The organism is Streptosporangium longisporum, assembly GCF_039534895.1.
Taxonomy (GTDB): Bacteria; Actinomycetota; Actinomycetes; order Streptosporangiales; family Streptosporangiaceae; genus Streptosporangium; species Streptosporangium longisporum.
Genome location: NZ_BAAAWD010000006.1, coordinates 1,164,878 through 1,188,827, shown reverse-complemented (window position 1 = coordinate 1,188,827; position 23,950 = coordinate 1,164,878). Strand labels below are relative to the sequence as shown.

23 protein-coding genes and 1 pseudogene are annotated in these 23,950 nt (G+C 71.7%); 15 read left to right on the top strand and 9 right to left on the bottom strand.

The features are described 5' to 3' along the window. Positions 1-70: 70 nt before the first annotated feature. Positions 71-1,198, bottom strand: a complete 1,128-nt coding sequence (bagB, locus tag ABD832_RS09515) for an ATPase BagB (RefSeq protein ID WP_344891371.1) — start codon at positions 1,196-1,198, stop codon at positions 71-73. Further along, complete coding sequence (gene bagA / locus ABD832_RS09510; protein ID WP_344891368.1) at positions 1,195-2,199, bottom strand: ATPase BagA; 1,005 nt, start codon at positions 2,197-2,199, stop codon at positions 1,195-1,197. The genes bagB and bagA overlap by 4 nt, the downstream gene beginning before the upstream one ends. A gap of 401 nt (positions 2,200-2,600) precedes the next feature. On the opposite strand from bagA, the gene sp36 reads away from it, so the two are divergent. From sp36 to ABD832_RS09490, 4 genes are all read left to right on the top strand, one after another. Next, entirely contained in the window at positions 2,601-2,756 is a 156-nt protein-coding gene (gene sp36 / locus ABD832_RS09505; RefSeq protein ID WP_012887236.1) for a Sp36 family protein, read from the top strand. Next, complete coding sequence (locus ABD832_RS09500) at positions 2,753-3,211, top strand: RidA family protein (RefSeq protein WP_344891366.1); 459 nt, start codon at positions 2,753-2,755, stop codon at positions 3,209-3,211. Before sp36 ends, ABD832_RS09500 begins: the two co-directional genes overlap by 4 nt. A gap of 286 nt (positions 3,212-3,497) precedes the next feature. Beyond that, entirely contained in the window at positions 3,498-4,334 is an 837-nt protein-coding gene (locus ABD832_RS09495) for an NUDIX hydrolase (RefSeq protein ID WP_344891363.1), read from the top strand. Next, positions 4,331-5,119 (top strand): MBL fold metallo-hydrolase, encoded by a 789-nt coding sequence (locus tag ABD832_RS09490; RefSeq protein ID WP_344891360.1) that lies wholly within the window; start codon positions 4,331-4,333, stop codon positions 5,117-5,119. The genes ABD832_RS09495 and ABD832_RS09490 overlap by 4 nt, the downstream gene beginning before the upstream one ends. Before the next feature lie 174 nt (positions 5,120-5,293). Here the strand turns inward: ABD832_RS09490 and ABD832_RS09485 are convergent, their stop codons facing one another. Beyond that, entirely contained in the window at positions 5,294-6,016 is a 723-nt protein-coding gene (locus tag ABD832_RS09485) for a Crp/Fnr family transcriptional regulator (protein ID WP_344891357.1), read from the bottom strand. Between the two features lie 45 nt (positions 6,017-6,061). Here ABD832_RS09485 and nth point away from each other — a divergent pair, with 45 nt between their 5' ends. From nth to ABD832_RS09470, 3 genes are all read left to right on the top strand, one after another. Further along, entirely contained in the window at positions 6,062-6,781 is a 720-nt protein-coding gene (gene nth, locus ABD832_RS09480; RefSeq protein ID WP_344891354.1) for an endonuclease III, read from the top strand. A 132-nt stretch (positions 6,782-6,913) separates the two neighbouring features. Continuing rightward, positions 6,914-7,555: an NUDIX hydrolase gene (locus ABD832_RS09475; protein ID WP_344891351.1), complete on the top strand. Its 642-nt coding sequence runs from the start codon at positions 6,914-6,916 to the stop codon at positions 7,553-7,555. A gap of 124 nt (positions 7,556-7,679) precedes the next feature. Further along, complete coding sequence (locus ABD832_RS09470; RefSeq protein ID WP_344891348.1) at positions 7,680-8,879, top strand: MarP family serine protease; 1,200 nt, start codon at positions 7,680-7,682, stop codon at positions 8,877-8,879. A gap of 28 nt (positions 8,880-8,907) precedes the next feature. Here the strand turns inward: ABD832_RS09470 and ABD832_RS09465 are convergent, their stop codons facing one another. From ABD832_RS09465 to acs, 4 genes are all read right to left on the bottom strand, one after another. Then, a complete protein-coding gene (locus ABD832_RS09465; protein WP_344891346.1) occupies positions 8,908-9,348 on the bottom strand; it encodes a DUF309 domain-containing protein in 441 nt (146 codons plus the stop codon). Next, positions 9,345-10,268, bottom strand: a complete 924-nt coding sequence (locus ABD832_RS09460) for an alpha/beta fold hydrolase (RefSeq protein ID WP_344891344.1) — start codon at positions 10,266-10,268, stop codon at positions 9,345-9,347. Before ABD832_RS09460 ends, ABD832_RS09465 begins: the two co-directional genes overlap by 4 nt. After that, positions 10,265-10,738 carry a phage holin family protein gene (locus ABD832_RS09455; RefSeq protein ID WP_344891342.1) on the bottom strand — a complete coding sequence of 158 codons (474 nt, stop codon included), beginning with the start codon at positions 10,736-10,738 and terminating at the stop codon, positions 10,265-10,267. Before ABD832_RS09455 ends, ABD832_RS09460 begins: the two co-directional genes overlap by 4 nt. Positions 10,739-11,389: 651 nt before the next feature. After that, on the bottom strand, positions 11,390-13,375 hold the full coding sequence (acs, locus tag ABD832_RS09450; protein WP_344891339.1) for an acetate--CoA ligase: 1,986 nt from the start codon (positions 13,373-13,375) through the stop codon (positions 11,390-11,392). A gap of 698 nt (positions 13,376-14,073) precedes the next feature. Here acs and ABD832_RS09445 point away from each other — a divergent pair. The 8 genes and pseudogenes from ABD832_RS09445 to ABD832_RS09410 all read left to right on the top strand — a co-directional run bounded on the left by ABD832_RS09445 (position 14,074) and on the right by ABD832_RS09410 (position 22,060). Continuing rightward, positions 14,074-14,817, top strand: a complete 744-nt coding sequence (locus tag ABD832_RS09445; protein WP_344891337.1) for a Fic family protein — start codon at positions 14,074-14,076, stop codon at positions 14,815-14,817. A 1,064-nt stretch (positions 14,818-15,881) separates the two neighbouring features. Then, on the top strand, positions 15,882-16,928 hold the full coding sequence (gene ssd / locus ABD832_RS09440; RefSeq protein ID WP_344891334.1) for a septum site-determining protein Ssd: 1,047 nt from the start codon (positions 15,882-15,884) through the stop codon (positions 16,926-16,928). Beyond that, positions 16,928-18,088: pseudogene (locus ABD832_RS09435) on the top strand (TadA family conjugal transfer-associated ATPase); the annotation flags it as partial. The gene ssd and the pseudogene ABD832_RS09435, both read left to right, overlap by 1 nt. 272 nt (positions 18,089-18,360) lie before the next feature. Next, on the top strand, positions 18,361-19,077 hold the full coding sequence (locus tag ABD832_RS09430; RefSeq protein WP_344891331.1) for a type II secretion system F family protein: 717 nt from the start codon (positions 18,361-18,363) through the stop codon (positions 19,075-19,077). A gap of 367 nt (positions 19,078-19,444) precedes the next feature. After that, the gene (locus ABD832_RS09425; RefSeq protein WP_344891328.1) at positions 19,445-20,026 is read left to right on the top strand and encodes a type II secretion system F family protein; all 582 of its coding nucleotides are present in this window, start codon (positions 19,445-19,447) and stop codon (positions 20,024-20,026) included. A 642-nt stretch (positions 20,027-20,668) separates the two neighbouring features. Continuing rightward, positions 20,669-20,896: a DUF4244 domain-containing protein gene (locus ABD832_RS09420; protein ID WP_344891325.1), complete on the top strand. Its 228-nt coding sequence runs from the start codon at positions 20,669-20,671 to the stop codon at positions 20,894-20,896. 86 nt (positions 20,897-20,982) lie between these two features. After that, entirely contained in the window at positions 20,983-21,315 is a 333-nt protein-coding gene (locus ABD832_RS09415) for a TadE family type IV pilus minor pilin (RefSeq protein WP_344891322.1), read from the top strand. 241 nt (positions 21,316-21,556) lie between these two features. Beyond that, positions 21,557-22,060 (top strand): Rv3654c family TadE-like protein, encoded by a 504-nt coding sequence (locus tag ABD832_RS09410; protein ID WP_344893408.1) that lies wholly within the window; start codon positions 21,557-21,559, stop codon positions 22,058-22,060. Between the two features lie 244 nt (positions 22,061-22,304). Here the strand turns inward: ABD832_RS09410 and ABD832_RS09405 are convergent, their stop codons facing one another. Both ABD832_RS09405 and ABD832_RS09400 read right to left on the bottom strand, forming a co-directional pair. Next, on the bottom strand, positions 22,305-23,468 hold the full coding sequence (locus ABD832_RS09405) for an MFS transporter (protein ID WP_344891319.1): 1,164 nt from the start codon (positions 23,466-23,468) through the stop codon (positions 22,305-22,307). Further along, positions 23,465-23,944: a GNAT family N-acetyltransferase gene (locus ABD832_RS09400; RefSeq protein WP_344891316.1), complete on the bottom strand. Its 480-nt coding sequence runs from the start codon at positions 23,942-23,944 to the stop codon at positions 23,465-23,467. The genes ABD832_RS09405 and ABD832_RS09400 overlap by 4 nt, the downstream gene beginning before the upstream one ends. Positions 23,945-23,950: the final 6 nt, after the last annotated feature.

Here is a 23,950-nt window from a genome sequence, read left to right as displayed (position 1 = left end):
CTGAAGAAGACGACCGGGCCGGACGTCCCCGCAAGGGCTCGCCGGGACGGACGGGCGATCCGGCCCCGGGCTACTGGGCGGCCAGCAGCCGGCCCACCTCGCGCAGCCCCTCCAAGTCGTGCACGTCCTGCGCCATGGCGGGGACCCGTGCGACCGGCACCGTGGGATGGGCGGAGATGAAGTGCTCCTGCTCGCGCTGCTCGCGCGCGGCCAGCTGCATCCGCCCGGCGTGCAGCCGCAGGACGGCGGAGGTGAGCTCGTGCTCGCCGCGCGACTCCAGGTCCTCGGCGGCGGCGGTGCTCCGCGCCCCGGAGAGCACGGCGGCGGGCGCGGCGTGCACCCGGTTGACCACGAGACCCGCCAGCGGCATGCGCTCGGCGGCCAGCCGCTCCACGAAGTACGACGCCTCACGCATCGCGTCGCGCTCGGGCGAGGCCACGACGACGAACGCCGTCCCCGGGGCCTGCAGCAGCCGGTAGGTCTGCTCGGCCCGCGCACGGAACCCGCCGAAGACCGCGTCCAGCGCGGACACGAACGTCTGCAGGTCCTTGAGCACCTGTGCCCCCAGCAGCTTGGTCAACGCCCCGGCGACGATGCCGAAACCCGCGTTGAGCAGCTTGAACGCGCTGCGTCCCCCGGCCTTGGCCGGAGCCATGAGCACCCGGATGAGCCGGCCGTCCAGGAATCGGCCGAGCCGCTCGGGGGCGTCCAGGAAGTCGAGCGCCGAACGGGACGGCGGGGTGTCGACGATGATCAGATCCCACTCGCCGGACCGGCGGAGCTGGCCCAGCTTCTCCATCGCCATGTACTCCTGGGTACCGGTGAAGCTGGAGGACAGGGACTGGTAGAAGGGGTTCGTCAGGATCTGCCGGGCTCGCTCGGGATCGGCGTGCGCCTCGATGATCTCGTCGAAGGTCCGCTTCATGTCGAGCATCATGGCGTGCAGCCGGCCCTCGCCCCGCACGTCCGCGACCGGCCTGGGGGTGTTGTCGAGCTCGGTGAGCCCCATCGACTGCGCCAGCCGCCGGGCCGGGTCGACCGTGAGCACCACGGTGGAACGGCCGCGCTCGGCCGCGCGCAGCCCCAGGGCGGCGGCGGTGGTGGTCTTGCCGACGCCGCCGGAGCCGCAGCAGACGACGATCCGGGTGCCGGGGTCGTCGACGATCGCGTCGAGGTCGAGAACGGGTGGGGTCTTCACGCTGCTCCCTGGGTGCGGATCGATTCCGCCAGCTCGTACAGCCCGGACAGGTCCACCCCGTCGGACAGCAGCGGCAGCTCGTAGCGGGGGCGGGCGGACTTCTCCAGCGAGAGCCGCTCCTGCCGTTCCAGCGCGGTGCGGCGGGCGTGCTCGGCGATCTCCTCGGTGAGCGCCTCGGCCACCGCGATCGCGGCCGGGTCGCCGTCGGTGAGCCCGGCCGCCTTCAGGCCGAGCACCAGCTCGGCCGGGTCGAAGCTGCCCTCGGCGGCGGCGTCCAGCACGGCCGCGGGCAGCAGCGACTCGCGGACCATGTTGATGAAGATCCCTCCGGCGGGGAGATCGGCGGCGCGGAGCTCGCGCAGGCCGTCCAGGGTCTCCTGGACCGGCATCTCCTCCAGGAGCGTGACGAAGTGCACCGCGGTCTCGGGGGAGGACACCACCCCGTTCACCAGGTCGGCGTGGTTCTTGATCGGGCCGACCCTGGCCAGCCCGGCGACCTCGTTGGTGACGTTCAGGAAGCGGGCGACCCTGCCGGTCGGCGGCGCGTCCAGCACGACCGCGTCGTAGACCCTCCTGCCGTTCTTGCCCTTGCGGCGGACGGCCTCGCTGGTCTTCCCGGTGACCAGCACGTCGCGAAAACCCGGGGCGATGGTGGTCGCGAAGTCGACGACGCCCATCTTGGTGAGGGCCTTCCCGGCCCTGCGCATGCCGTAGAACATCTCGAGGTACTCGAGCATGGCCTCTTCTGGGTCGATGGCCAGGGCGTAGAGGTCCCCGCCCCCCGGCGCGACAGCGATCTTGCGTTCCTCGTACGGCAGCGGGGGCAGGTCGAAGACCCGGGAGATCCCCTGGCGGCCCTCGACCTCGACCAGCAGGACCTTCCGGCCGTCCGCCGCGAGGGCGAGGGCGAGCGCGGCGGCCACCGTGGTCTTCCCGGTGCCGCCCTTGCCGGTGACGACGTGGAGGCGTACGCCGTCCCAATCGGTGTCGCGAGCTCTCACCTTTCGAAGGCTACCCAACGCCCCCTTGACAACTCCCCGCGGCCTTCCTCCGGGGGCCCTGCCCGGCGGCGCCGTCGTGCCGGCGAGAGGCGGGCGCGCGGGGACGCGGCGATCCGGCCGCGGACGTGGCCGGACCCGCCCGGCGTCGCCTTCGCTGGTCAGCACGGGCGTGCGGGCCGTCCGCGCCGGGCGGGGAGCCGTCCGGTGGCCGGTCCGCGGCCCGCGGGGCCGGACGCGGGTACGGCTCTAATCGATCGGGAGGTGAAAGTAAATATGTCGATTCTCACAGCCCGTACCCCGGCGGATCCGCCCTCCGGGGGGACACGGGGAGGCACCGGGCCGTCGCCGTCGCGGGCCGTGACGGGCCGCCGGACCGGGGCGGCCTCGCTAATGTGTCCCGCATGACGAAATGGGAGTACTCGACGGTGCCGCTGCTGGTCCACGCGACGAAGCAGATTCTCGACAACTGGGGCCAGGACGGCTGGGAGCTGGTGCAGGTCGTGCCCGGGCCCAACCCGGAGCAGCTGGTGGCCTACCTGAAGCGGCCCAAGCAGTGACGCCACAGGAGAGGCTGACGGAGCTCGGCCTGACCCTGCCCGAGGTGACGTCCCCGCTGGGGGCGTACGTCCCGGCGACGCGTTCGGGCGATCACGTCTACACCTCGGGGCAGCTGCCGACGGTGAACGGAGAGCTGAAGGCGACCGGGAAGGTCGGCGCCGAGGTGGAGGCCGAGGCCGCCTACGATCTCGCGAGGATCTGCGCGATCAACGCTCTGGCCGCGATCGCGTCGGCGGCCGGAGGGCTGTCGAACATCGTGCGGATCGTCAAGGTGACCGCCTTCGTGGCCAGCACCCCGGACTTCACCGGGCAGCCGAAGGTCGCCAACGGCGCCAGCGAGCTGTTCGCCGAGGTGTTCGGCGAGGCGGGCAGGCACGTCCGCAGCGCGGTGGGCGTCACGGTGCTCCCGCTGGACGCGCCGGTCGAGCTCGAGGTGGTCGCCGAGGTCCGCTGAGGACCCGGGCCCGGCCCTTCCGGAGAACCCCGGCAAGGGCCGGGCGGAGCCGTTCACCGAGGCCCGGAGGGCCCGGCCGTCCGCAGCGGTGAAGGCCTTGGCCGGCCCGTGGCCGTCCGGAGCGGTGGAGGCCTGAGTGGTGAAGGCCTGAGCGGTGAAGGAAGGCCTGAGCGGGCTCGTGACCGTCCGGAGCGGTGAAGGCCTTGGCGGGCTCGCGATTGTCCGGCGCGGTGCCGTGCCACATGATGGACCCTGAAACCGAGCAGTGTTCTGGTGGAGGGTCTCAATGGGCGGTATCCCGCTTCCTGGTGAGTTCGGTGAGCGCGCGCGCGACATCCTGTCCGGGCGGGTCGCCCCCGCCCCGTCGAAGGACGCCGCCACCGTGGTCGTCCTGCGCGAGGGCGCCGCCGGGCCGGAGACCTACATGCTGCGGCGCAAGGCGAGCATGGCCTTCGCCGCGGGCGCCTACGTCTTCCCCGGCGGCTCGGTGGACCCGCGCGACACCGACCACGCGATCGCCTGGTCCGGCCCTTCTCCCGCGGCCTGGGGAGAGATCTTCCGCGCGGACGAGCGGACCGCCCGGGGTCTGGTGTGCGCCGCCGTACGGGAGACGTTCGAGGAGTCGGGGGTGCTGCTCGCCGGGCCGTCCGCGGAGTCGGTGGTGGCCGACACCACCGGTGACGACTGGGAGGCCGACCGGCTGGCCCTGATCGGCAGGAGCCTGTCCTTCGCCGACTTCCTGGCCGGGCGCGAGCTGGTCCTGCGTTCGGACCTGCTCCGTCCCTGGGCCCACTGGATCACCCCCGAGGTGGAGACCCGGCGCTTCGACACCCGCTTCTTCGCGGCGGCGCTCCCGCCCGGTCAGCGCACCCGCGACGTAGGCGGCGAGGCCGACCAGGTCGCCTGGCTCAGGCCCGCCGACGCGCTCGACCGGGCACGGGCGGGCGAGATCTTCCTGATGCCCCCGACCCACCGCACCCTCACCGAGCTGAGCGCCTACGAGAAGGTCCCCGAGGTGCTCGCGGCCGACCGTGAGATCGTGACCATCATGCCCAGGATCGCCGAGGTGGACGGGGAGATGCGCATCGTGCTCGACGACGACTACCGGTTCGGCGCCCGGTGAGCGGCCTGAGGATCCCCCTGGAGGGACCCGACGGGGCGGGTACGGCCCACGCGCTCAACCTGCTCGCCCCCAACCCGTCCGAGATGACCCTGGACGGCACCAACACCTGGGTGATCGGCCTCGGGGAGGAGGTGCTGGTCGTCGACCCGGGCCCGGACGACGAGGGGCACCTCGCCCGGGTGGCCGCTCATCTGGAGGGCCGCCGGGTGACCGCCGTCCTGCTCACCCACGGGCACCCCGACCACAGCGGGGGCGCCGCGGCGTTCGCGCGGACGGTCGGCGCGCCCGTCAGGGCCCTGGATCCGGCGCACCGGCTGGGCGAGGAGGGACTCGGCGACGGCGACGTGGTCACCGCAGGGGACGTGGAACTGCGCGTGCTGGGCACGCCCGGCCACTCGTTCGACTCGCTGTGCTTCTGGCTGCCGCTGGACGGGGCGATCCTCACCGGTGACACCGTGCTCGGCCGGGGCACCACCGTGATCGCCCCCGACGGTGACCTGGCCGACTACCTGCGCTCCCTGGACCTGCTCCGCGCCAGGGCCGAGCAAGTGGGGGCCGAGGCGCTGCTGCCCGGCCACGGCCCGGTGCTGCCCGACCCGATCGGCGCGCTGGACGGGTACATCGCGCACCGGCGGCGCCGGCTGGACCAGATCCGGCAGGCCCGGCGGGACGGGGCGGCGACCCCCCGGGAGATCGTCGAGATCGTCTACGCGGACGTGGACAGGTCGCTGTGGCCCGCCGCCGAGATGTCGGTCCGTGCCCAGCTGGCCTACCTGGAGGGGTAGGTCCCTCCGGCCGGGTCCTCGTCCCTCCGGGACCTCCGAGGCCTCCGCCCTGGCCTCCGGTTCCGAGGCCTCCGGTCCGGCCCGTCCGGTTCCGGGACCTTCGCCGGTCGGCCGGTTCCGGGGCAGGGCAGACCCGGGAACGGTCCTTTTCCGGGACCTTCGCGCGGGGACCGGTCAGCGCGAGCGGTTGTGCAGCCGCTCCAGGTCCATGATCACTACGGCCTTGGCCTCGATGCGCAGCCAGCCGCGCTGGGCGAAGTCGGCCAGCGCCTTGTTCACGGTCTCGCGGGAGGCGCCCACCAGCTGGGCCAGCTCCTCCTGGGTCAGGTCGTGGTGGACCCGTACGCCGTCGTCGATCCGCTGGCCGAAGCGCTCGGCCAGGTCGAGCAGGGCCTTGGCCACCCGGCCGGGCACGTCGGTGAAGACCAGGTCGGCCAGGACGTCGTTGGTGCGGCGCAGGCGCTGGGCCAGCGCGCGCAGCAGGTGCAGGGCCACCTCCGGGCGGCCGGTCAGCCAGGGGCGCAGGTCGTCGTGCCCGAGCCCGGCCAGCCGGACGTCGGTCAGCGCGGTGGCGGACGCCGTACGGGGGCGGGGGTCGAACAGGGACAGCTCGCCGAACATCTCGCTCGGACCGAGCACGCTGAGCAGGTTCTCCCGGCCGTCGGGCGCGGTGCGGGAAAGCTTGATCTTCCCTTCGAGCACCACGTAGAGGCGGTCACCGGTCTGGTTCTCGCTGAAAAGGTTCTGTCCCTTGGAGAGTTCGACCTCGGTGATGCTCGTGCGCAGCGCCGCGGCGCTCTCACGGTCGAGCGCGGCGAACAGAGGGGCCTTGCCCAGCACTTCGTCGGAGTTCACGGTGCCTCCTGTTTCACGGCTCACGCAGTCATTGTGACCCATCCCACCGTGCACCTCTTCAGGGGGCCTGGAGCGTAGGCTGTCGGGGTGCTCCGCGATGTCAGCCCCGTAGAGGAATCCCGGCTCGCCCTGGTACGCCGAGCTCGGCGAATGGACCGGATCCTGGTTGAAACCTACCCTGACGCCCACTGCGAGCTTGACTTCCGCAGCCCTCTCGAACTGCTGGTCGCGACCATCCTGTCCGCACAGTGCACGGACAAAAGAGTTAATACCGTAACTCCTACCCTTTTTGCGAAATATCCCACCGTGGAAGCGTATGCCGGGGCCGACCGGGCCGAGATGGAGGAGATCATCCGGTCCACCGGATTCTTCCGGGCCAAGACCACCAGCATCATCGGCATGGCCCAGGCCGTCTGCGAGCGCTTCGGCGGGGAGATCCCGGGACGTCTGAAGGACCTGGTCACCCTGCCCGGAGTCGGCCGCAAGACGGCCAACGTCGTGCTCGGGAACGCGTTCGGGGTGCCGGGGATCACCGTCGACACGCACTTCCAGCGGCTCACCCACCGGTTCCGGTGGACCGCGGAGACCGACCCGGTGAAGATCGAGCAGGTGGTCGCCGGGCTGATCCCCAAGCGGGACTGGACGATGATGTCCCACCGCCTGATCTGGCACGGCCGCCGCATCTGCCACGCCCGCACGCCGGCCTGCGGCGTCTGCCCGCTCGCCGCGCTCTGCCCTTCGTACGGGCTCGGCCCGATCGACCCGGTCAAGGCCGCCAGGCTGGTCCGCTCCGGCCCGTTCTCGTGATCACGGCGGGTCGTCCGTCCCGCTCCCCTCGTGATCGCCGTACCGTGAACCGCCGGGCCGGGAAGCGACGGGCCGGGCGCCGTGTTGCACACGATTGCGAAGATCGAGGCATGGATGGTCGGAGGTGCGCCGGTGGAGGTTCCCGGATGGTTGGAGACGCTGGCCGGGCGGGCCGTGACGAGGCGGGTGCCCCCGCCGCTGCGCCCACCGGCCACGGGCGGACGGTCGGCGGCGGTGCTGCTGCTGTTCGGGGAGGGGCCGTTCGGCCCGGACGTGCTGCTCATCCAGCGAAGCCGGCACGGGCGCAACCACGCCGGGCAGCCCGCGTTCCCCGGGGGCGGGATCGACCCCACCGACGACGGCCCGGTCGCCGCCGCGCTCCGTGAGGCCCGCGAGGAGACCGGGCTCGACCCCGAGGGCGTCCGGGTGCTCGGGACCATGCCCGAGCTCTACCTTGCGCACAGCGACAACCGGGTGACCCCGGTGCTGGCCTGGTGGCACACCCCCTGCGCGGTGCACGCGGCCTCGCCGCAGGAGGTGGAGTCGGTGGAGCGGGTCCCGCTCCGCGAGCTCGCCGACCCGGCCAACCGGCTGGGACTGCGCCACCCGAGAGGCTACGCGGGACCGGCCTTCCGGGTCCGCGGGCTGCTGGTCTGGGGGTTCACCGCCGGGGTGCTCGACGGGGTGCTCAGCGGCTCGGACTTCGAGGTCCCCTGGGACCGGTCGCGGCTGGAGGACATCCCGCCCGACGTGCTGAGCCTCTCCTCCCGCTGACGCCCGTCCGGGACGGATCCGGGCCCGGTGCGCGCCGGCGCGGCGGCCGGCCCGCGGACACGATCTGGCAGAGACCTCGTCCAAGGTGTGCACGCTTGGCGCATGGGCTGGATAACGTAAAGGGGTGAGCGGTGATCTATTAGATCTCATCCTGATCGCCCTGATGGTGGCCTTCGCGGTGTCGGGATACCGCCAGGGATTCATCATCGGCGCCCTGAGCTTCGTCGGCTTCGTCGGCGGGGCGCTGCTGGGGATGTTCGTCGCGCCGCTCCTCGCGGGAGCCGTGGTCGAAGGGGCGACCGAGCGCGCCCTGCTGGCGATCGTCATCGTCTTCCTCGCCGCCACGATCGGGCAGTTCGCGTCGTCCACCATCGGCGCGGTGGTCCGCAGCCACGTCACCTGGGAGCCCGCCAAGGCCGTGGACGCGGTCGGCGGCACCTTCTCCAGCGCGTTCTCGGTGCTGATCATCGCGTGGCTGATCGGCTCGCTGCTCGCCTCGTCCCAGTTCACCCTGCTCAGCGAGCAGGTCAACGGGTCGCTCCTGCTGTCCACGGTCGACCAGACGCTGCCCAGGGCCGCCAAGGACCTGCAAAAACCGATCAAGAACTTCCTCGACACCTCCGGCTTCCCCAAGGTGTTCGACGACATCGGCGGCGGCCAGCTCGTCCAGATCCCGCCGCCCGACCGGAGCGTGGCCAAGGACAACAGGCAGCTCGCGCGGGCCCGCCGGGGCATCGTCAAGGTCCAGGGCATCGCCTCCAGCTGCCGCAAGCACATCGAGGGCACCGGTTTCGTCTACGCCCAGAACAAGATCATGACGAACGCGCACGTGGTCGCCGGGGTCGACCAGGACCTCCAGGTCACCGACTACCTCAACAAGATCCATCCGGCCAGGGTGGTGCTCTACAACCCCGACAGGGACATCGCGATCCTGCACGTCACCGGCCTCAACATGCCGATCCTGCGGTTCGACGGCACCGCCAAGAAGGGCGACGACGCGATCGTCGCGGGCTTCCCGCACGGCCAGGGCTACACGCTGGACCCCGCGCGCATCCGGGTGCAGCAGAAGGCCGAGGGGCTCAACATCTACGAGCGCAAGACCGTCATCCGCGACGTGTACTCCATCCGGGGCCAGGTCAGGCAGGGCAACTCCGGGGGGCCGCTGCTCACCCCGCAGGGCCGGGTCTACGGCGTGGTCTTCGCCGCCGCGCTCAACCAGCGGGAGACCGGCTTCGCGCTCACCGCCGCCGAGGTCGCACCGGACGCCGAGGACGGCTCCAAGCTCTTCAACCAGGTCGACACCCAGGAGTGCGACCAGAACTAGGCCGGGGCCGCGGGGGCGGTGCCCGCGCTCAGAGCAGTTCCCGCACCCTGGCGATGGCCTCCCCGGCCTCCACCTCGTCGAGCCCGTGCGCCATCCTGGCGATCCGCTCGTACGGCATGCCGTAGACGCTGATCCGGTCGGCCCCCCGGGTGAACAGCGTCGCGGCCCCGCGGGGGTTGCCCCGCTGCAGGTGGGTCAGGCCGACGCAGATCTGCGCCAGTCCCTGCCACAGCTCGCGTTCGGCCTCGGGGCAGTTCTTCCACCGGCCCTCCAGCACCTCGTGGGCGTGGAACGGCCGCTCCTCGCCGAGCAGCCTGCGCGCCTCGGAGAGGGCCTCCTCGGCGCTCGGCGCGTAGTCGTCCGGGATGCGCTCCACCCCCTCGGCGCCGTGCGGCAGCGGCCGTCCGAACGCGTCACGGGGACGCCGGTTGCGCGGCCTGCCGTCGGGATCGCGGTCCCGCGCGCTCACCGGTCCGGCTCCGGGTCGGACAGCCAGGCGACGAGCTCGGCGTCGAACTCCTCGGGGCGTTCCTCGTGCGGGAAGTGCCCGGCGCCCTCGATCAGCCTCCACCGGTAGGGGGCGGCCACGTACCGTCCCGAGCCCTGGGCGGTGTGGGGCAGGATGTGCGGGTCGAGCGCGCCGTGCAGCTGCAGGGTCGGCGCGTTGATCTGGGTGCGCATGGTCCTGGCGTAACGCCACCCGTCCGGGCGCAGCTGGGAGCGGCCGAACCAGCGGTGGTACTCCAGCGCGCAGTGCGAGACGTTGCGGATGCGGAACGCCTCGCGGTAGGTCCTCGACACCTCCTCCTCCGGCCAGCCGGGTCCTGACCACTGCTCCAGCAGGCGTCCCACCCTGGCGCCGGAGTTCGCGGTCAGGCGCCGTTCCGGGACCAGCGGCACCTGGAAGCCCAGCGCGTAGCGGGCCGACCTGAACTGGCCGAACGGCTCGGTGAACAGGGTGGTGCGCAGGCGGCGGGGATGCGGCGCCGAGACCGGCACCAGCCGCAGGACCGCCTTCGGGTCCAGCACGGCCATGGTCCAGCCGAGCAGCCCGCCCCAGTCGTGGCCGACGACGATCGCGCCGGTCTCGCCCAGCGCCCGGACCAGCCCGGCCGCGTCGGCGGCCAGCGTGCGAAGGTCGTACCCGCGCGGCGGCTTGTCACTGGCGCCGTAGCCCCGCAGGTCCACGGCGACGGCGCGGTAACCGGCCGCCGGGAGCGAGACCAGCTGGTTGCGCCAGGACCACCAGAACTGCGGGAAACCGTGCAGCAGCAGGACCAGGGGGCCGGTACCGGCCTCCACCACATGGAAGCGGGTGCCACCGGCGTGGACGGATCGGTGGGTCCACGGACCCTCGATCCTGACCACGGACTCGTCGGGTCTGCTCACCGGCCCGGTCTCACCGGGTCGGGACGGCCGTCGGCCTGGGTGGTGGCGACCGGGGCCGGGCTCGAACCGAGGCCGGGCTCGCGCTCACCGCTCTTGATCGTCTTGAGCGATCGCAGGGTGCGCTTCATCCCGGTCAGTCCCTTGAGCCGCCGCAGGCCGATGAAGACCAGCCCTCCGGCCACGAGCAGGTACAGGACGGTGACGATCAGGAAGGCGAGCCAGGTCCACACGCCCGCCGCGACCAGGCCGTACGCGAGCGCGAACGAGCCGAGGATCAGGCACAGGTGGGCCATGAACGCGGCCGCCCCGAAGAGACCGGCGGCCATGCCGACGCGCTTGGCGTCGAACCGGAACTCGGCCTTGGCCAGTTCGATCTCGGCGCGGACCAGGGTGGAGATCTGGTCGCTGGCGGCGGCGACCAGCGCGCCCAGGGACTCCTCCTGTGGCTCCGCCGGCGGGATTTGTGTCATGGATGATCTCCTATCGAGGGCCTTTGTCGAACATCATGCTGCGCGCCGAGGGGGTCGTGCACGCACACCCGCGACGAGATCATCGCCGGAACCGGCGACGCGAGCACGTCGGCGGTCATCGCGTACCTGGTCATCAGGGCGAGAGCTACCCCGGTGAGGGTCGGGCGAACACCACCGATTCGGACCGGACGAGGTGAGCGCGCGGTGGGAGCACCGTATCGGAGGGGGGTGCCGGAGCGCCGTGCCGGACGGGGTGATCCCGGGACGGCGTGATTCCCGGGCCGTGTGATCGGGGGACGGCGTGCTCCGCGGGACGCGTGATCCCGGGCCGGGACGCCGGGCGGTGGGGTGACGGCGTGGTCCGAGGCGGCGCCGGCCGGGGGAGCCGACCGGGGAGCCGACCGGCGTGGCGTGACCGGAGCCGGGCCGGGCCGTGCGCGAGAGCGGGGCCGGGCGCGGGAGCCGTGCCGGGCGCGGGGGCGGCCGTGGGGAGGGGCCGCTCTCACCGGCCTGCCCGTCACCTGCCCGCCCGCTCCCGGCTCACTTCCCGGGCCTCACCTCGGCGGACGGCTCGCTCTCCCCGTCCGTTCGCCGGGATCGCGCTCCCGGCAGGGGAGGCCGGCCCGCCTCCCCTGCCGGTCGCCGGTTCGCTCAGTCCTCGCTCTTGGCGCTGGGCAGCTTCTCCGAGATGAGGTTCATCACCGTGCTGTCGGCGAGCGTGGTGACGTCGCCGACGCTGCGGTTCTCCGCCACGTCCCGCAGGAGACGCCGCATGATCTTCCCGGAGCGGGTCTTCGGCAGCTCGGGCACCACGAGGATCTGACGCGGCTTGGCGATCGGTCCCAGCGCCTTGGAGACGTGGGCGCGGAGCTCGGCGGCGATGTCCGCGCCCTCCTCGGCGTTGCCGCGCAGGATCACGAACGACACGATGGCCTGGCCGGTCACCGGGTCGGTCGCGCCGACCACGGCCGCCTCGGCGACCTTGGGGTGGGAGACCAGCGCCGACTCCACCTCGGTGGTGGAGATGTTGTGCCCGGAGACGAGCATGACGTCGTCCACCCGGCCGAGCAGCCAGATGTCGCCGTCCTGGTCCCTCTTGGCACCGTCGCCCGCGAAGTACATGCCCTCGAAACGGGACCAGTAGGTGTCGACGAAGCGCTGGTCGTCGCCCCAGATCGTACGGAGCATCGACGGCCACGGGTCGCGGATCGCCAGGTATCCACCGCCCCCGTTGCCGACGCTCCGGCCCTGGTCGTCGACCACGTCGGCGGTGATGCCGGGCAGCGGGCGCATGGCCGCTCCGGGCTTGCCCGCGGTGACGCCGGGCAGCGGGCTGATCATGACGGCGCCGGTCTCGGTCTGCCACCAGGTGTCCACGACGGGGGTACGGTTGCCGCCGATGTGCTCGCGGTACCAGATGTAGGCCTCGGGATTGATCGGCTCGCCGACGCTGCCCAGGATCCGCAGGGACGACAGGTCGAACTTCGCGGGGATGTCGTCGCCCCACTTCATGAACGTGCGGATGGCCGTCGGGGCGGTGTAGAGCAGGGTGACCCCGTACTTCTGCACGATCTCCCAGAACCGGCCGCGGTGCGGGGTGTCCGGGGTGCCCTCGTAGATGACGCTGGTGGCGCCGTTGGCCAGCGGCCCGTACACGATGTAGGAGTGGCCGGTCACCCAGCCGATGTCGGCGGTGCACCAGTAGACGTCGGTCTCGGGCTTGAGGTCGAAGACCGCGTGGTGGGTGTAGGCGGTCTGGGTGAGGTAGCCGCCGGTGGTGTGCAGGATGCCCTTGGGCCTGCCGGTCGTCCCGCTGGTGTAGAGGATGTAGAGCGGGTCCTCGGCGTCGTTCGGCAGGACCTCGTGGACGTCCGGCTGACGCTCCACGACGTCGTGCCACCACACGTCCTTGTCGGTCCAGGCGACGTCCTGGCCGGTCCGTCGCACCACCAGGACGTGCTCGATGCCGGAACACTCGGCGACGGCCTCGTCCACGGTGGGCTTGAGCGCGCTGGGCGCTCCCCTGCGGTAGCCGCCGTCGGCGGTCACCACGAGCTTGGCGTCCGCGTCCTTGATCCGGCCGCTGAGCGCGGTCGCGGAGAAGCCGCCGAACACCACCGAGTGGACCGCTCCGATACGGGCGCAGGCCAGCATCGTGATCGGGAGCTCGGGGATCATCGGCATGTAGATCGCGACCCGGTCGCCCTTGCCGACCCCCAGCTCCTGGAGCGCGTTGGCGGTCTTGGAGACCTCGCGCAGCAGGTCGGCGTAGGTGATCGTACGGGTGTCGCCCTCGGGCTCGCCCTCCCAGTGGTAGGCGACCTTGTCGCCACGGCCCGCCTCGACGTGGCGGTCCACGCAGTTGTAGGCGATGTTGAGCTCACCGCCGACGAACCACTTGGCGAAGGGCGGGTTCCAGTCCAGAACGGTGCCCCAGCGCTTCGACCAGGTCAGCCGGTCGGCCTGCTTCTCCCAGAAGGCGAGGCGGTCACGATCGGCCTCGGCGTAGGCGTCGTCGGTCACGTTCGCGGAGGCGGCCAGGTCGGCGGGAGGGGTGAACCGCCGGGTCTCCCGCAGCAGGTTGGACAGCGTCTCCTGGGTCTCACGCGACTCGGAACCAGGGGTCTCCGGGGCCACTACGCACTCCTCACACTGCTATCGACTGGTCGTGTCCCACTTCACCAGTTCACCGGTGCCCGCCACAAGAGGTCTAGACAGGTCTGTACCAATCGGTGATGACCGAACATCTGCATGCAAAACACTTCATCCGCGGGGTGGCGATCCGGGGACCGTCGGGTTTTCGACACGGTAGGAACGTCGGGGGCGTTATTCAACGCGCACCGTCGCGCCGGTGCGCCGGGCGGTGTCATGCGGTCGCCGAACGGTCCCGCCGGTCGGCGACCCCGCCCCGGGCTCCCGTCCCTGCCGCTGATCCCCGCTCCGGTCCGGTCCGCGGTCCCCGATCTCGACGGGTGGTCCCCGCTCGGGCCGCGTTCCCCGGGGCGTCCGCCGGCCTTCCCGGAGGTTCGTCCGCGTTCCCCGAGGGGGTCGGCCTTTTCCGATGAGTCGGCGTTTCCTGATGGGGCTGGTGTTTCCCGTTGGGGTCGGTGTTTCCCGCTGGGGGCGGCGTTTCCCGTTGGGGTCGGCTGCCGATCTTCCCCGGAGGTCCGTTCTCGTTCCCGCGAGGTTCGTCCGGGTCTTCTCCAGGCGTCTTCCTCGCGGTTCTCTTCACGGTCCCGTCCTGACGGACCGGGCCCGCGGCCTGGCCGGGGCTCGCCACGACGGCCCCGGTAGGGTCGGGCAGCGTGAGCGACCCATTGGCTGTCATCGCAGGAATGCCCGGCGTGTCCGAGGCGGTCGCCGAGGCGCGCGTGGCCGTCGACCGGCTGTACGGGCACCGCGTCCTGCGGCGCAAGAGCGCGGAGGTGTCGGCCCGGTCCGCCCTGCGCGGTGCCCGCGCGTCCGCCGCCCTGGAGGGGGCGGACGTCCCCCTGGAGTCCATCCCCGAGGCCACCGACCCCGTCGTCCAGGGGGCGCTGCGCGTCTCGGCCGAGCTGGGGAGGCTCGGCACGACCTGGCGCACCGCACCCCGGCAGGTGCTGGCCAGGCTGCACGCGCTCGCCGCCGTCGGCCTGGCCGAGGACCTGGGCCGTCCCCGGGCCGTCGCGCAGGCGCCCGACGTTCTCGGCCTGGGAGCCGCGCCGGGCCCGCAGGAGACGGTGGCGCGGGTGGACGGGCTGGTACGGCTGATCACGGACTCCTCCAAGGCGCCCGCGCTGGTGCTCGCCGCCCTCGTCCACGCGGAACTCGCCGTGCTGCGCCCCTTCGGGTCGGCGGACGGGGTGGTCGCGCGGGCGGCGGAGCGGCTGACGCTGGTGGAGTTCGGCCTGGACCCGAAATCGCTGGTGGCGATCGAGGTGGGCCATCTCGAACTCGGCCCGTCCTACGCGGAGGGGCTGCGGTCGTACCTGAGCGGTACCCCGGAGGGGGTCGCCGCGTGGGTGCGTCACTGCGCGTCCGCGGTCACGCTGGGCGTCCGCGAGGCCACGGCGATCTGCGAGGCGATGCAGCGAGGCTGACCACGACGACCGGTCCTTCCGGGGCCCGCTCGGCGCTTCCGGAGGACACCGCCGAGAGGCCGGTTTCCCGGAGTGCTCGGCCGATCACCTCGCGTCATGGATTACGGACGTCCGTCAGGCGGGTTCTCGCACGAACCGACGGCGCCCCCGATGGGGGCGCCGTCGTCGACACGTTCGCACGGGTTACCAAGCGTGCACCTCGTATTCGTTGAAACGGGACAAGCCCGTTTCAACGCGCCTCCCGCGGCTGGCGGCGCGTGGGTACCCGGAGACCGTGCCCGGACACATGGTCCGTGCAACCTTTGTACGTCCGATCCGTGCTGATGGGAACCCCTGAAAGCAAGACCTTTACGGATCGGGGAATGTCGGGGGCCGGCCCTTCCCGCCGGGCCGTCCCAGGCCGTCCGGCACCGGTTCGGGAAGATCGCCAGGGGTGCCCGGGTCCGTGGCGGCACGGTCCCCCCATCGTGACGATCACCGAACGTCACCGCCTCCCCGTCCGGCGACGGTGGGCGTGTCCATGGCGAGAGGAAAACCGAGCCTGGATCGTTACATTAAAAAAACTAGTGCGAATCGCCGATTTCTCCTCGACGAAATGCGCTTTGATCGGGCAGCATATGGAGGTATCTCCCCAGACCGGAGTAACTGCGCATGATGGATGTAATCCCGCGTGCTCCGGACGGTCGATGAAAGCTTTCTTCTGAAACGGGACCGGCTCTACCCCCCCAGAGCCGGACCGGTCGGCGACCCCCGCTCTCCCCCCCGGCGGGGGTCGCCTTTTTCCAGCGCGTCGTGCCGGTTCCCGTCCCCGTGAGACGGCTCCCGCACGGGCACGTCCTCGCCCGGCGGTGGTCGTGGTGCCGGACGTACGCCGTTCGCCCTTCACCATTCGCCTGTTCGTTCGTCGCCGTTCGCCCGGGATCCGGCCTTCTGCCCGCCTTCACGCCGACGGTTTTCCACAGGGGGAACGCCTCCGGCCCGGTTTTCCACAGTGCGGCGTTCGGTGCCACGGGGATGAGAGAGCGTCACCGAAAGTGGGCCTCCCGAACCCCAGGGAGGCACCCGTGGATCGCCCGTTGGTCATCACCGAAGACCACGAACTGCTCGACGACCTGCTCCGCATCGCCGCCGCGGCCGGAGCCGAGCTCGACGTCGCCCACGTGCCCGCGCATGCCCGGCCCCGCTGGAACCGCGCGCCCCTGGTCGTCGTCGGCGGTGACATGGCCGACGCCCTGGCCGCGACCGGCCCGCCGCCCCGGCATCGTGTCTTCCTGGTCACCCAGGAGCGCGACGATCCCGACACATGGCGCAAATGTGTCGCGGTCGGCGCACAGGCCGTGCTGGAGCTGCCCGCCGCCGAGCGACGGCTGGTCGACGAGTTCGCCGATGTCGCGGAGCCTCCCGCGGGCCCGGCGGCCGTGGTGTGCGTCGTGGGCGGACGCGGTGGGGCAGGGGCCAGCGTGCTGGCGGGGTCGCTGGCACTGGCCGCGTCCCGCCGACGCCTCCGCACCCTGCTCGTCGACGCCGACCCGCTCGGCGGCGGCCTGGATCTCGTGCTCGGCCAGGAGGAGGCGGACGGCGCGCGCTGGTCCGACCTGGTCGCCCGTGAAGGCAGGGTCAGCTGCACCGCGCTCCAGGCGGCGCTGCCGACCTTCGCCGGGCTGACGCTGCTCTCCTTCCACCGGGGCGAGGTCGAGCCGATCCCGGCCGAGGCGATGCGCTCCGTCCTGGAGGCGGGGCGCAGGGGGTTCGACCTGGTGGTCGTCGACCTGCCGCGCCACCTCGACCAGGCCGCGGCGGAGGCGCTCGGCCGGGCCACCACCACCCTCCTGGTCGTCCCGGCCGACGTGCGGGGCGTGCTCGCCGCGGCCCAGGTACTCACCGGGCTGCGCGCGCACACCGGTGACGTGCGGGCCGTGGTGCGTGGCGGGGTGCTGAAGGACGACGTGGTGACGGGCTCGCTCGGCGTTCCCCACGGTGGGAGCGTCCCCGACCAGCCCGGCCTCGCCGCCGCGCTCGACCGCGGGGACGTTCCGCCACTGGGCCGACGCAGCCCTCTGGGCCGGTTCTGCTCGGAATTCTTGCACGAGCTGCTCAAGGAGGACGCGTGATGCGCGCCGGGTCTCCGGCGAAGGTCTCACCGGAACTGGTGGAGGCCGTTCGCGTACGACTGGCCCGGACGGGGGTCGAGCCCAGTGCCGCGCATGTCGCGGTCGCACTGCGGGCCGAACGGGCGGTACTCGGTGACGCGGAGATCCTGGCGGTGGCACGGGTCCTGTGCGCCGACCTCATCGGGGCCGGTCCGCTGGAGCCGTTGCTGGCCGAGGCCGACGTGACCGACGTCCTGGTCAACGGCCCGCGGGAGGTGTGGGTCGACGACGGACGCGGGCTGCGCCCGACCTCGGTCGTCTTCTCCGGTGAGGACGCCCTCCGCAGGCTGGCGCAGCGTCTCGCGTCGGCCGCGGGCAGGCGCCTCGACGACGCGTGTCCCTATGTCGACGCGCGGCTCGCCGGAGGCGTCCGGCTCCACGCGGTCCTTCCACCGGTGGCCGCCAACGGCACCTGCCTGTCGTTGCGCCTCCCACCCCGGCGGACCTTCACCCTCGCGGACCTGGTCGAGGCGGGAGCGATCCGCGCCGACAGCGTCGCCGTCCTCACCGCGGTGATCGAGTCGAGGCTCGCCTTCCTGATCACGGGGGGCACTGGTACGGGAAAGACGACCATGCTCTCGGCCCTGCTGTCCTTGGCGGATCCCGGTGAGAGATTGCTCCTGGTCGAGGACTCCGCCGAGCTGAGGCCGCTCCATCCCCATGTGGTCCGGCTGGAGGCGCGCCCGCCCAACCTCGAGGGCGCCGGTGGGGTCGGGCTGCGCGACCTCGTTCGTCAGGCGCTGAGGATGCGCCCCGACCGGCTCGTCGTGGGGGAGGTGAGGGGGGCCGAGGTGGTCGATCTCCTGGCCGCTCTCAACACCGGCCATGAAGGGGGATGCGGCACCCTGCACGCCAACACCGCGACCGACGTGCCACCCCGGCTGGAGGCGCTGGCGTGTGCGGCGGGGCTCAGCCGGGAGGCCGTCCACAGCCAGATCGCCGCGGCGCTGGACGTCGTCATCCATCTCGCCCGTGATCACGCCGACGGTCGTCGCCGGGTCGCCGAGGTCTGCATGATGGTCCGTCGTCCTTCCGGGCTGGTCGAGGCGGAACCGGCCCTCACCTTCACCCCGGACGGGCAGGTGAACCCCGGGCCCGGCCTTCCGGCCCTCGTGGCCCGAGCGCCAGGCGTTCCGGCCCTGGCCGTCCGCCCCTCCGCTTCCCTCGCCACTTCTGCGGCTTTCCCGACTTCCCCGACTTCCCCGATCTCCCCGGTCTCCCCGGTCTCCCCGGTCTCCCCGGTCTCCCCGGTCTCCCCGGTCTCCCCGGTCTCCCCGGACGCCGCGTTTCCCGTCTGGGCGCCGGATATCCCCGCTCCCCGAATCTCCCGGCGCAGGCCGTACCCTTCCTCCCCGTCGCCACCCCATGGGCCGCGCGCGGCGGATCGCCCGTCATGGCCGGCATCATGACGGGCGCCGCCCTTGCCCTCGCAGCGCTGTCGGCATGGCTGTGGACGGGTCTCGACCCGTGTACCGCCCGGCTGCACCGGATGCGGCATGGCCGTGCGGCCGGATCGGTCTCCCTGCGCGACAGGCTCACCGCCCGCTCGCGGCCCGCCGGACGCGAGGCCGCCTGGCGGACCGCGTCGATCGAGCTGTGCCAGGCGCTGGCCGCCGAGTTGTCCGCGGGAAGAACGGCCGGTGAGGCGCTGGTGCGGGCTGTGCAGGCCGTGGACTTTCCCGACCCTCTGGTCCTGCGCCCGGTGGTCGCGGCCGCGAGAGACGGTGGTGACGTCCCGGCCGCGCTGCTCGCCGTGCGACCGGAGCAGGGCGGTGAGGCCTTTCACGGGCTGGCCGCCTGCTGGCGGGTGAGCGTCACCACGGGGGCGGTTCTCGCCGCTCTCGTCGATCGCGTCGCCGGTTCCCTTCGGGAGGCCGAGGCTCATCGTCGTGACGTCACCGCCCAGCTCGCGGGTCCTCGCGCCACGGCCCGCCTGCTGGCGGGGCTACCTCTCCTCGGCCTGCTGATGGCGACCGGTCTCGGCATGCGGCCGTTGCACTTCCTGTTCGGTGGTCCGCTGGGCGTGGGATGCCTGGTCGTCGGTCTCGCCCTCGACCTGGGCGGCCTGTGGTGGACCCGACGCCTGGTCGCCCGTGCCCAGCGGGCCTGACGCTCACGAGATCGGACGTACGAGGAGGAGAACAGTGATCGCTTTACTGGCCGTGGTGCTCGCCGCTCTGGCCGGGCGACTGTGGACGGCCCGTCGGGAACCGGCCGACCGGCTTCGTCGCGTCCGGTCGCGACCACTACCTGCGGGTCCGCCGACAGCGGGGCCGTTGACGGGGACGCGCCACGGTCCGGTTCCTCCTGCCTCGCCGCTCTCCCCGGCCTTCCCGCCGACCGCGGGCGTGATCGCCGCTGCCCGGATGGTGTCCACTGCCCGGGTGATGTCCTCACCCGCCGAGGAGACGTTCTCGCCGATGGCGACGAGGGCCGACGGTGCCCGGGCGGGACGGCGACCGAACCGAGGAGAAATCGTGGTCGCCCTCGGGGTGGGGGCGGCGATGTTCCTGGCCGTAGGAGGGCTCCTGGGTATCGGTGCGGGCCTGGCCGGTTCGGGTATCGCGCTGACGGTCCTGCGGAGACGGGAGCCCCCGGAACTGCGCAGGGAGCGCGAGCGGGTGACGGCGGATCTGCCGCTGGCGGCCGATCTCCTGGTCGCCTCCCTGCGCGCGGGCCAGCCGATCACCGGAGCCCTCGACGTCACGGTGGAGGCGGTGGGCGGGCCGCTCGGCGACAGGCTGGCCTGGGTGAGCGGTCAACTGAGGCTGGGAGCAGCCCCGGAGAGCGCATGGGAGGCGTTGGCCTCCGAGCGTTCACTCGCCCCCCTGGCGCGGGTCATGAGCCGGGCCGCGCTGGGCGGTGCCCCGGTGGCGGAGGTCCTCACCAGGCTGTCCGACGACTCTCGCCAGGCCGCCCGTGCCGTATCGGCGGCTGCGGCCCAACGGGTCGGGGTCCAGGTCGTGGCCCCGCTCGGACTGTGCTTCCTGCCGGCGTTCGTCTTTCTGGGGATCATTCCCGTCGTGGCCGGACTCGCGGGTGAGGTTCTGCTCCCCTGAGTTATCCACAGGCTTTTCCTCGTTGACCCAGGGTTATCCACAGAAAAACGTCGATGCCTGTGGACAGACTTCCTGAGATTTCCCCATCTCCTCCTGGAGGTCGCGCACTTCGGTGTCCGTGTGCACATGCCTGTCGTGTGCGCTTCTCTCCTGTCCTCCGCACTCCTACCGGTACGGATCGGCTCCTTCGCCGCTGACCCGTACCGGTAAGTGCGGGGACCATGTCCTTTTCGCCGGGCGCGGCCGTCGAGCAACCGGAATGCCGAGCCGTCGGAATGCCGGGCCACGGGGTTGCTGAAGCGTCGCAATGGCGGGGTATCGGTCCGCCGGGGATCCGGAGCGCGGGGGATCGGGCCGTCGGGCCGTCGGGCCGTCATGTGAGGAGTCACCGCGCGGAGAAAGGCGTGAGCGCGGCGAGATTTCATGAGCACGCCGAAGGCCCGCGAACTACGAATGCGTGAACGGAGGCCGGCGATCCCCTGTCATGAAGGTGAAGTCGTGGACGACGCGAAACATATCCACAGCTTCACGCTTATCCACAGAACGTCGTTCGGGCCATCCGGGTGACGGACCGATGGACGACTCTGGGCTGACGCCGGGCGCTGGGTCCGGGTGAGAGCTTCAGGAGGAGCAATGGTTGGAATGAGCGCCGGTCGTGTGCGGGGTGGCCGGTCACGATGGCTGCGCGCACGCTGGGCACTGCTGGTGTCCGGTCCTCATCGTGACCGTGGCATGTCCACCGCGGAGTACGCGGTCGGAACGATCGCCGCCTGTGCGTTCGCCGCACTTCTCTTCAAGGTGGTGACGAGCTCCGACGTCCAGCAGATGGTCACGGCTCTGATCAACCGAGCGCTGACCACCGCCGGATGAGCCTCCCCGGGTCACCGGCCCTCTGGCGCTCCCGGCGTTCCCGATGTTCCCGGCGTTCTCGGCGGTTTACGGGGGCCAGAGGGTCGGTGACCGCGGAGACGGCCGCGGTGCTTCCCGCCTTCATGGTCGTGCTGGGAGCCGGTCTGTGGGCCGTGGCGGCGGTCGAGGCGCAGTTGGAGTGCGTGGACGCGGCTCGGGCCGGAGCTCGGGCCGTCTCACGCGGTGAATCGCTGGAGAAGGTCCGTGGCGGTGTCCTGGCGGCCGTCCCGGCCGGTGCGCGCGTGACGGTGGCTCGCGGTTCGGGAACGGCTCGCGTGGAGGTCGCCGTCGAGGTCAGACCCGACTGGGGAGCCTTCCTCCCCGGCGTCACCGTTCGCGCGGCCGCCGTCTCGGCCACCGAGCCGGGGCTGGAGCCGTAAGCCCGGTGGACCATCGAGAGGGAAAGGGCGAAGTGAGTCACCTGCCGACCGTTGGAGCGGGAGCGAGACGGTCTCGGCGAAGGGGCGAAGGGGCGAAGGGGCGAAGGGGCGAAGGGGCGAAGGGGCGAAGGGGCGAAGGGGCGAAGGGGCGGAGAAAGGAGATGGGTGTGCACAAGACACGACCAAGGCGGGGGCGGCGACGGGGACGAGGGCGGGGTGGGGCGGTGTGAACGGGACCGGGATGGATGTGACGCGGAAGGGCGGCGACCGGGGGTCGGCGACCATCTGGACGGTCGCGCTCATGGCGTTGGTCTTCGCCGTCGCGATGGCGGTCGCGTTCGCGGGTACGGCTCGTGTCGCGCGCCATCGTGCGCAGGGCGCCGCCGATCTGAGCGCGCTCGCCGCCGCCCGGCTGGCGTTCGTGGGCTCCGACCGGAGTTGTGCGGAAGCCGCGTCCATCGCCACGAAGAACGGAAGCGCCGTGACCCGCTGTTCCGTCGGTGATGACGGCATTGTCGAGATCGAGGTGGCGATGAAGGTCGTGCTGCCGCTGAAAGGAAGAGTGGTGATGGCCGCCAGGGCACGTGCCGGGCCCGTTCATGTGACCGATCCCGACGGGTGGCAGCGGAACGATGGAGGCGAATCGACGGGAGCGGCCGGAAGAACGCGAACCGATGCGGGCCGGCCGGGAATGGCGGGCGATGAGGAATCGGCCGGTGAGAAGGAACCTCTGACGGCAGGCTGACGAGAACGAACGGATGAGGGCGAACGGATGAGAGCGCACCGGTGAGAACGAGAGCGCATTGTCGAGGGAGGGCGAATGTTGATGGAGGGGCGAGAGGGCATTGCTGCGAGAGACCATCGCACCTCGATCCAATCATGAACGAGGTCGTTGACGAGGCTCGGGTGGCGGCGACTTCCGATGTCTGGTGGCCATCGAAGTGGTGAGCGGAACCGAGCATCGGCGCATGGAATGTGCTGCGTGAAGGTCACAGCCGGGCTGTCATCGTCAGGGTGACAGCGGTCAGCGCGGCGAGCAGGGCCCAGGCGGGCGCGAAGCTGCCGGTCAGGTCCGTGAGCAGGCCGAGCACGGGTGGTGCCAGGACGACCGCGACCTGGTTGACGGCCATGGCCAGGCCGAGGGCGAATCCGGTCTGCTCCGGCGGCGCCGATTCGGTGGCGTAGGCGACCCAGGGGCCGTACCAGCCGATCCCGAAGAAGCCGAGCCAGACGAAGAGCAGGCAGGCCCCGACGGGGGATCGGCCGACGGGGGTCGTCAGCAGCGTCATCCCGATGATCACGGCGGCCAGGCATGTCAGGACGCAGGCGTAGCGGCCGGATCCGTGGTGGTCGCTCCAGGCCGCCAGGCAGATACGGCCCAGCGCGCCCGCGCACTGGACCGCGACGTAGACCAGGGCCGCCGAGGCGGGGGTCATGGACGTCACCTCGTGCAGGTACAGCACGGTGAGGACGCCCACGCCGCTGTGCACCGACACCATGCTCGTACCGGACAAGATGATCTTCTTCATGTACGGCTCGCGGAGCAGTTCCAGCCGCACGCGGGACGTGGCCGGCACGGGGTGCCGGTCCGGTGGGCGGCGGTAGAAGGCCATGAAGGCGACGGCGCCCGACAGGGCGACGAGCGCGCCGGCCACGAGCGTCGACCGCCAGCCGAAGGCCGTTGCCAGTGAGGGAAGCGCGAGGGCGGCGAGGACGCCCCCGAGCGGGAGCCCCGCCTGGCGGATGCCCATGGCCAGGCCACGCTGTGAGGCGTCGAACCAGGATGCCACCGATTTACTGCCGCCCGGCTGAATGGTGCTGTATCCCGCGCCGACGATCAGCAGGACGACGAGCAAGGAGACATACCCCGGGGCCGCGCTGCCGGCGGCCAGCGCGACGGCGACCACGAGAGCACCGGTCCCGACGACCCAGCGTTCGTCGTGGCGGTCCAGCAGCCGTCCCGCCACGAGTAGTCCGGCCAGGGGGAGCAGCTGAGCCGCCGACAGCAGCAGGCCCAGCTGGGTCGTGTTCAGTTCCAGGTCTCGTTGCAGGTGGACACTCATCGCGCCGATGCCCTGCACGAAGAACGCGGCCGCGGCCTGGGTGAAGGTCGCGACACCCAGAACGACCCAGCGGTATTGCGATGTCCTCACGGCTTCCAGCACAGCAGGGGATCGGGGTGGCCGGAGAAGCCGAGCTGCCGGTAGAGCGGTTCCGCCTGACGGGAGGCGGTGAGGTCGACCCGTACGGCGTCGCGGTCGCGGAACCAGTCCAGCAGACCGAGCACGATCGTCCGGCCGTACCCGCGCCGCCGGTACGACGGGTCGGTGACCATGCCGATGACGTGGCCGATCCTCCCGTTGCGGGAGTGGGGACCGGGAAACCACTGCTCGATCGTGCCGATGCCGCAGGCGGCCAGGCCGGTGTCGCCGTCCACGACCAGGATCCGGCAGTCGGGTTCGGTCAGTTTCTGCTCGAAGACCCGTGCGAGTGTGTCGCGCCAGTCGTCACCGGCGTTCGCGGGATTGAAGAAGTCGCCGCCGAGGTCGTCGAAGAGCAGTGCCCGGAGACGGACGAGTTCGGAGATGTCGTGCTCTGTCGCCGTTCGCATCATGACGTACAGGCTCATGTAATG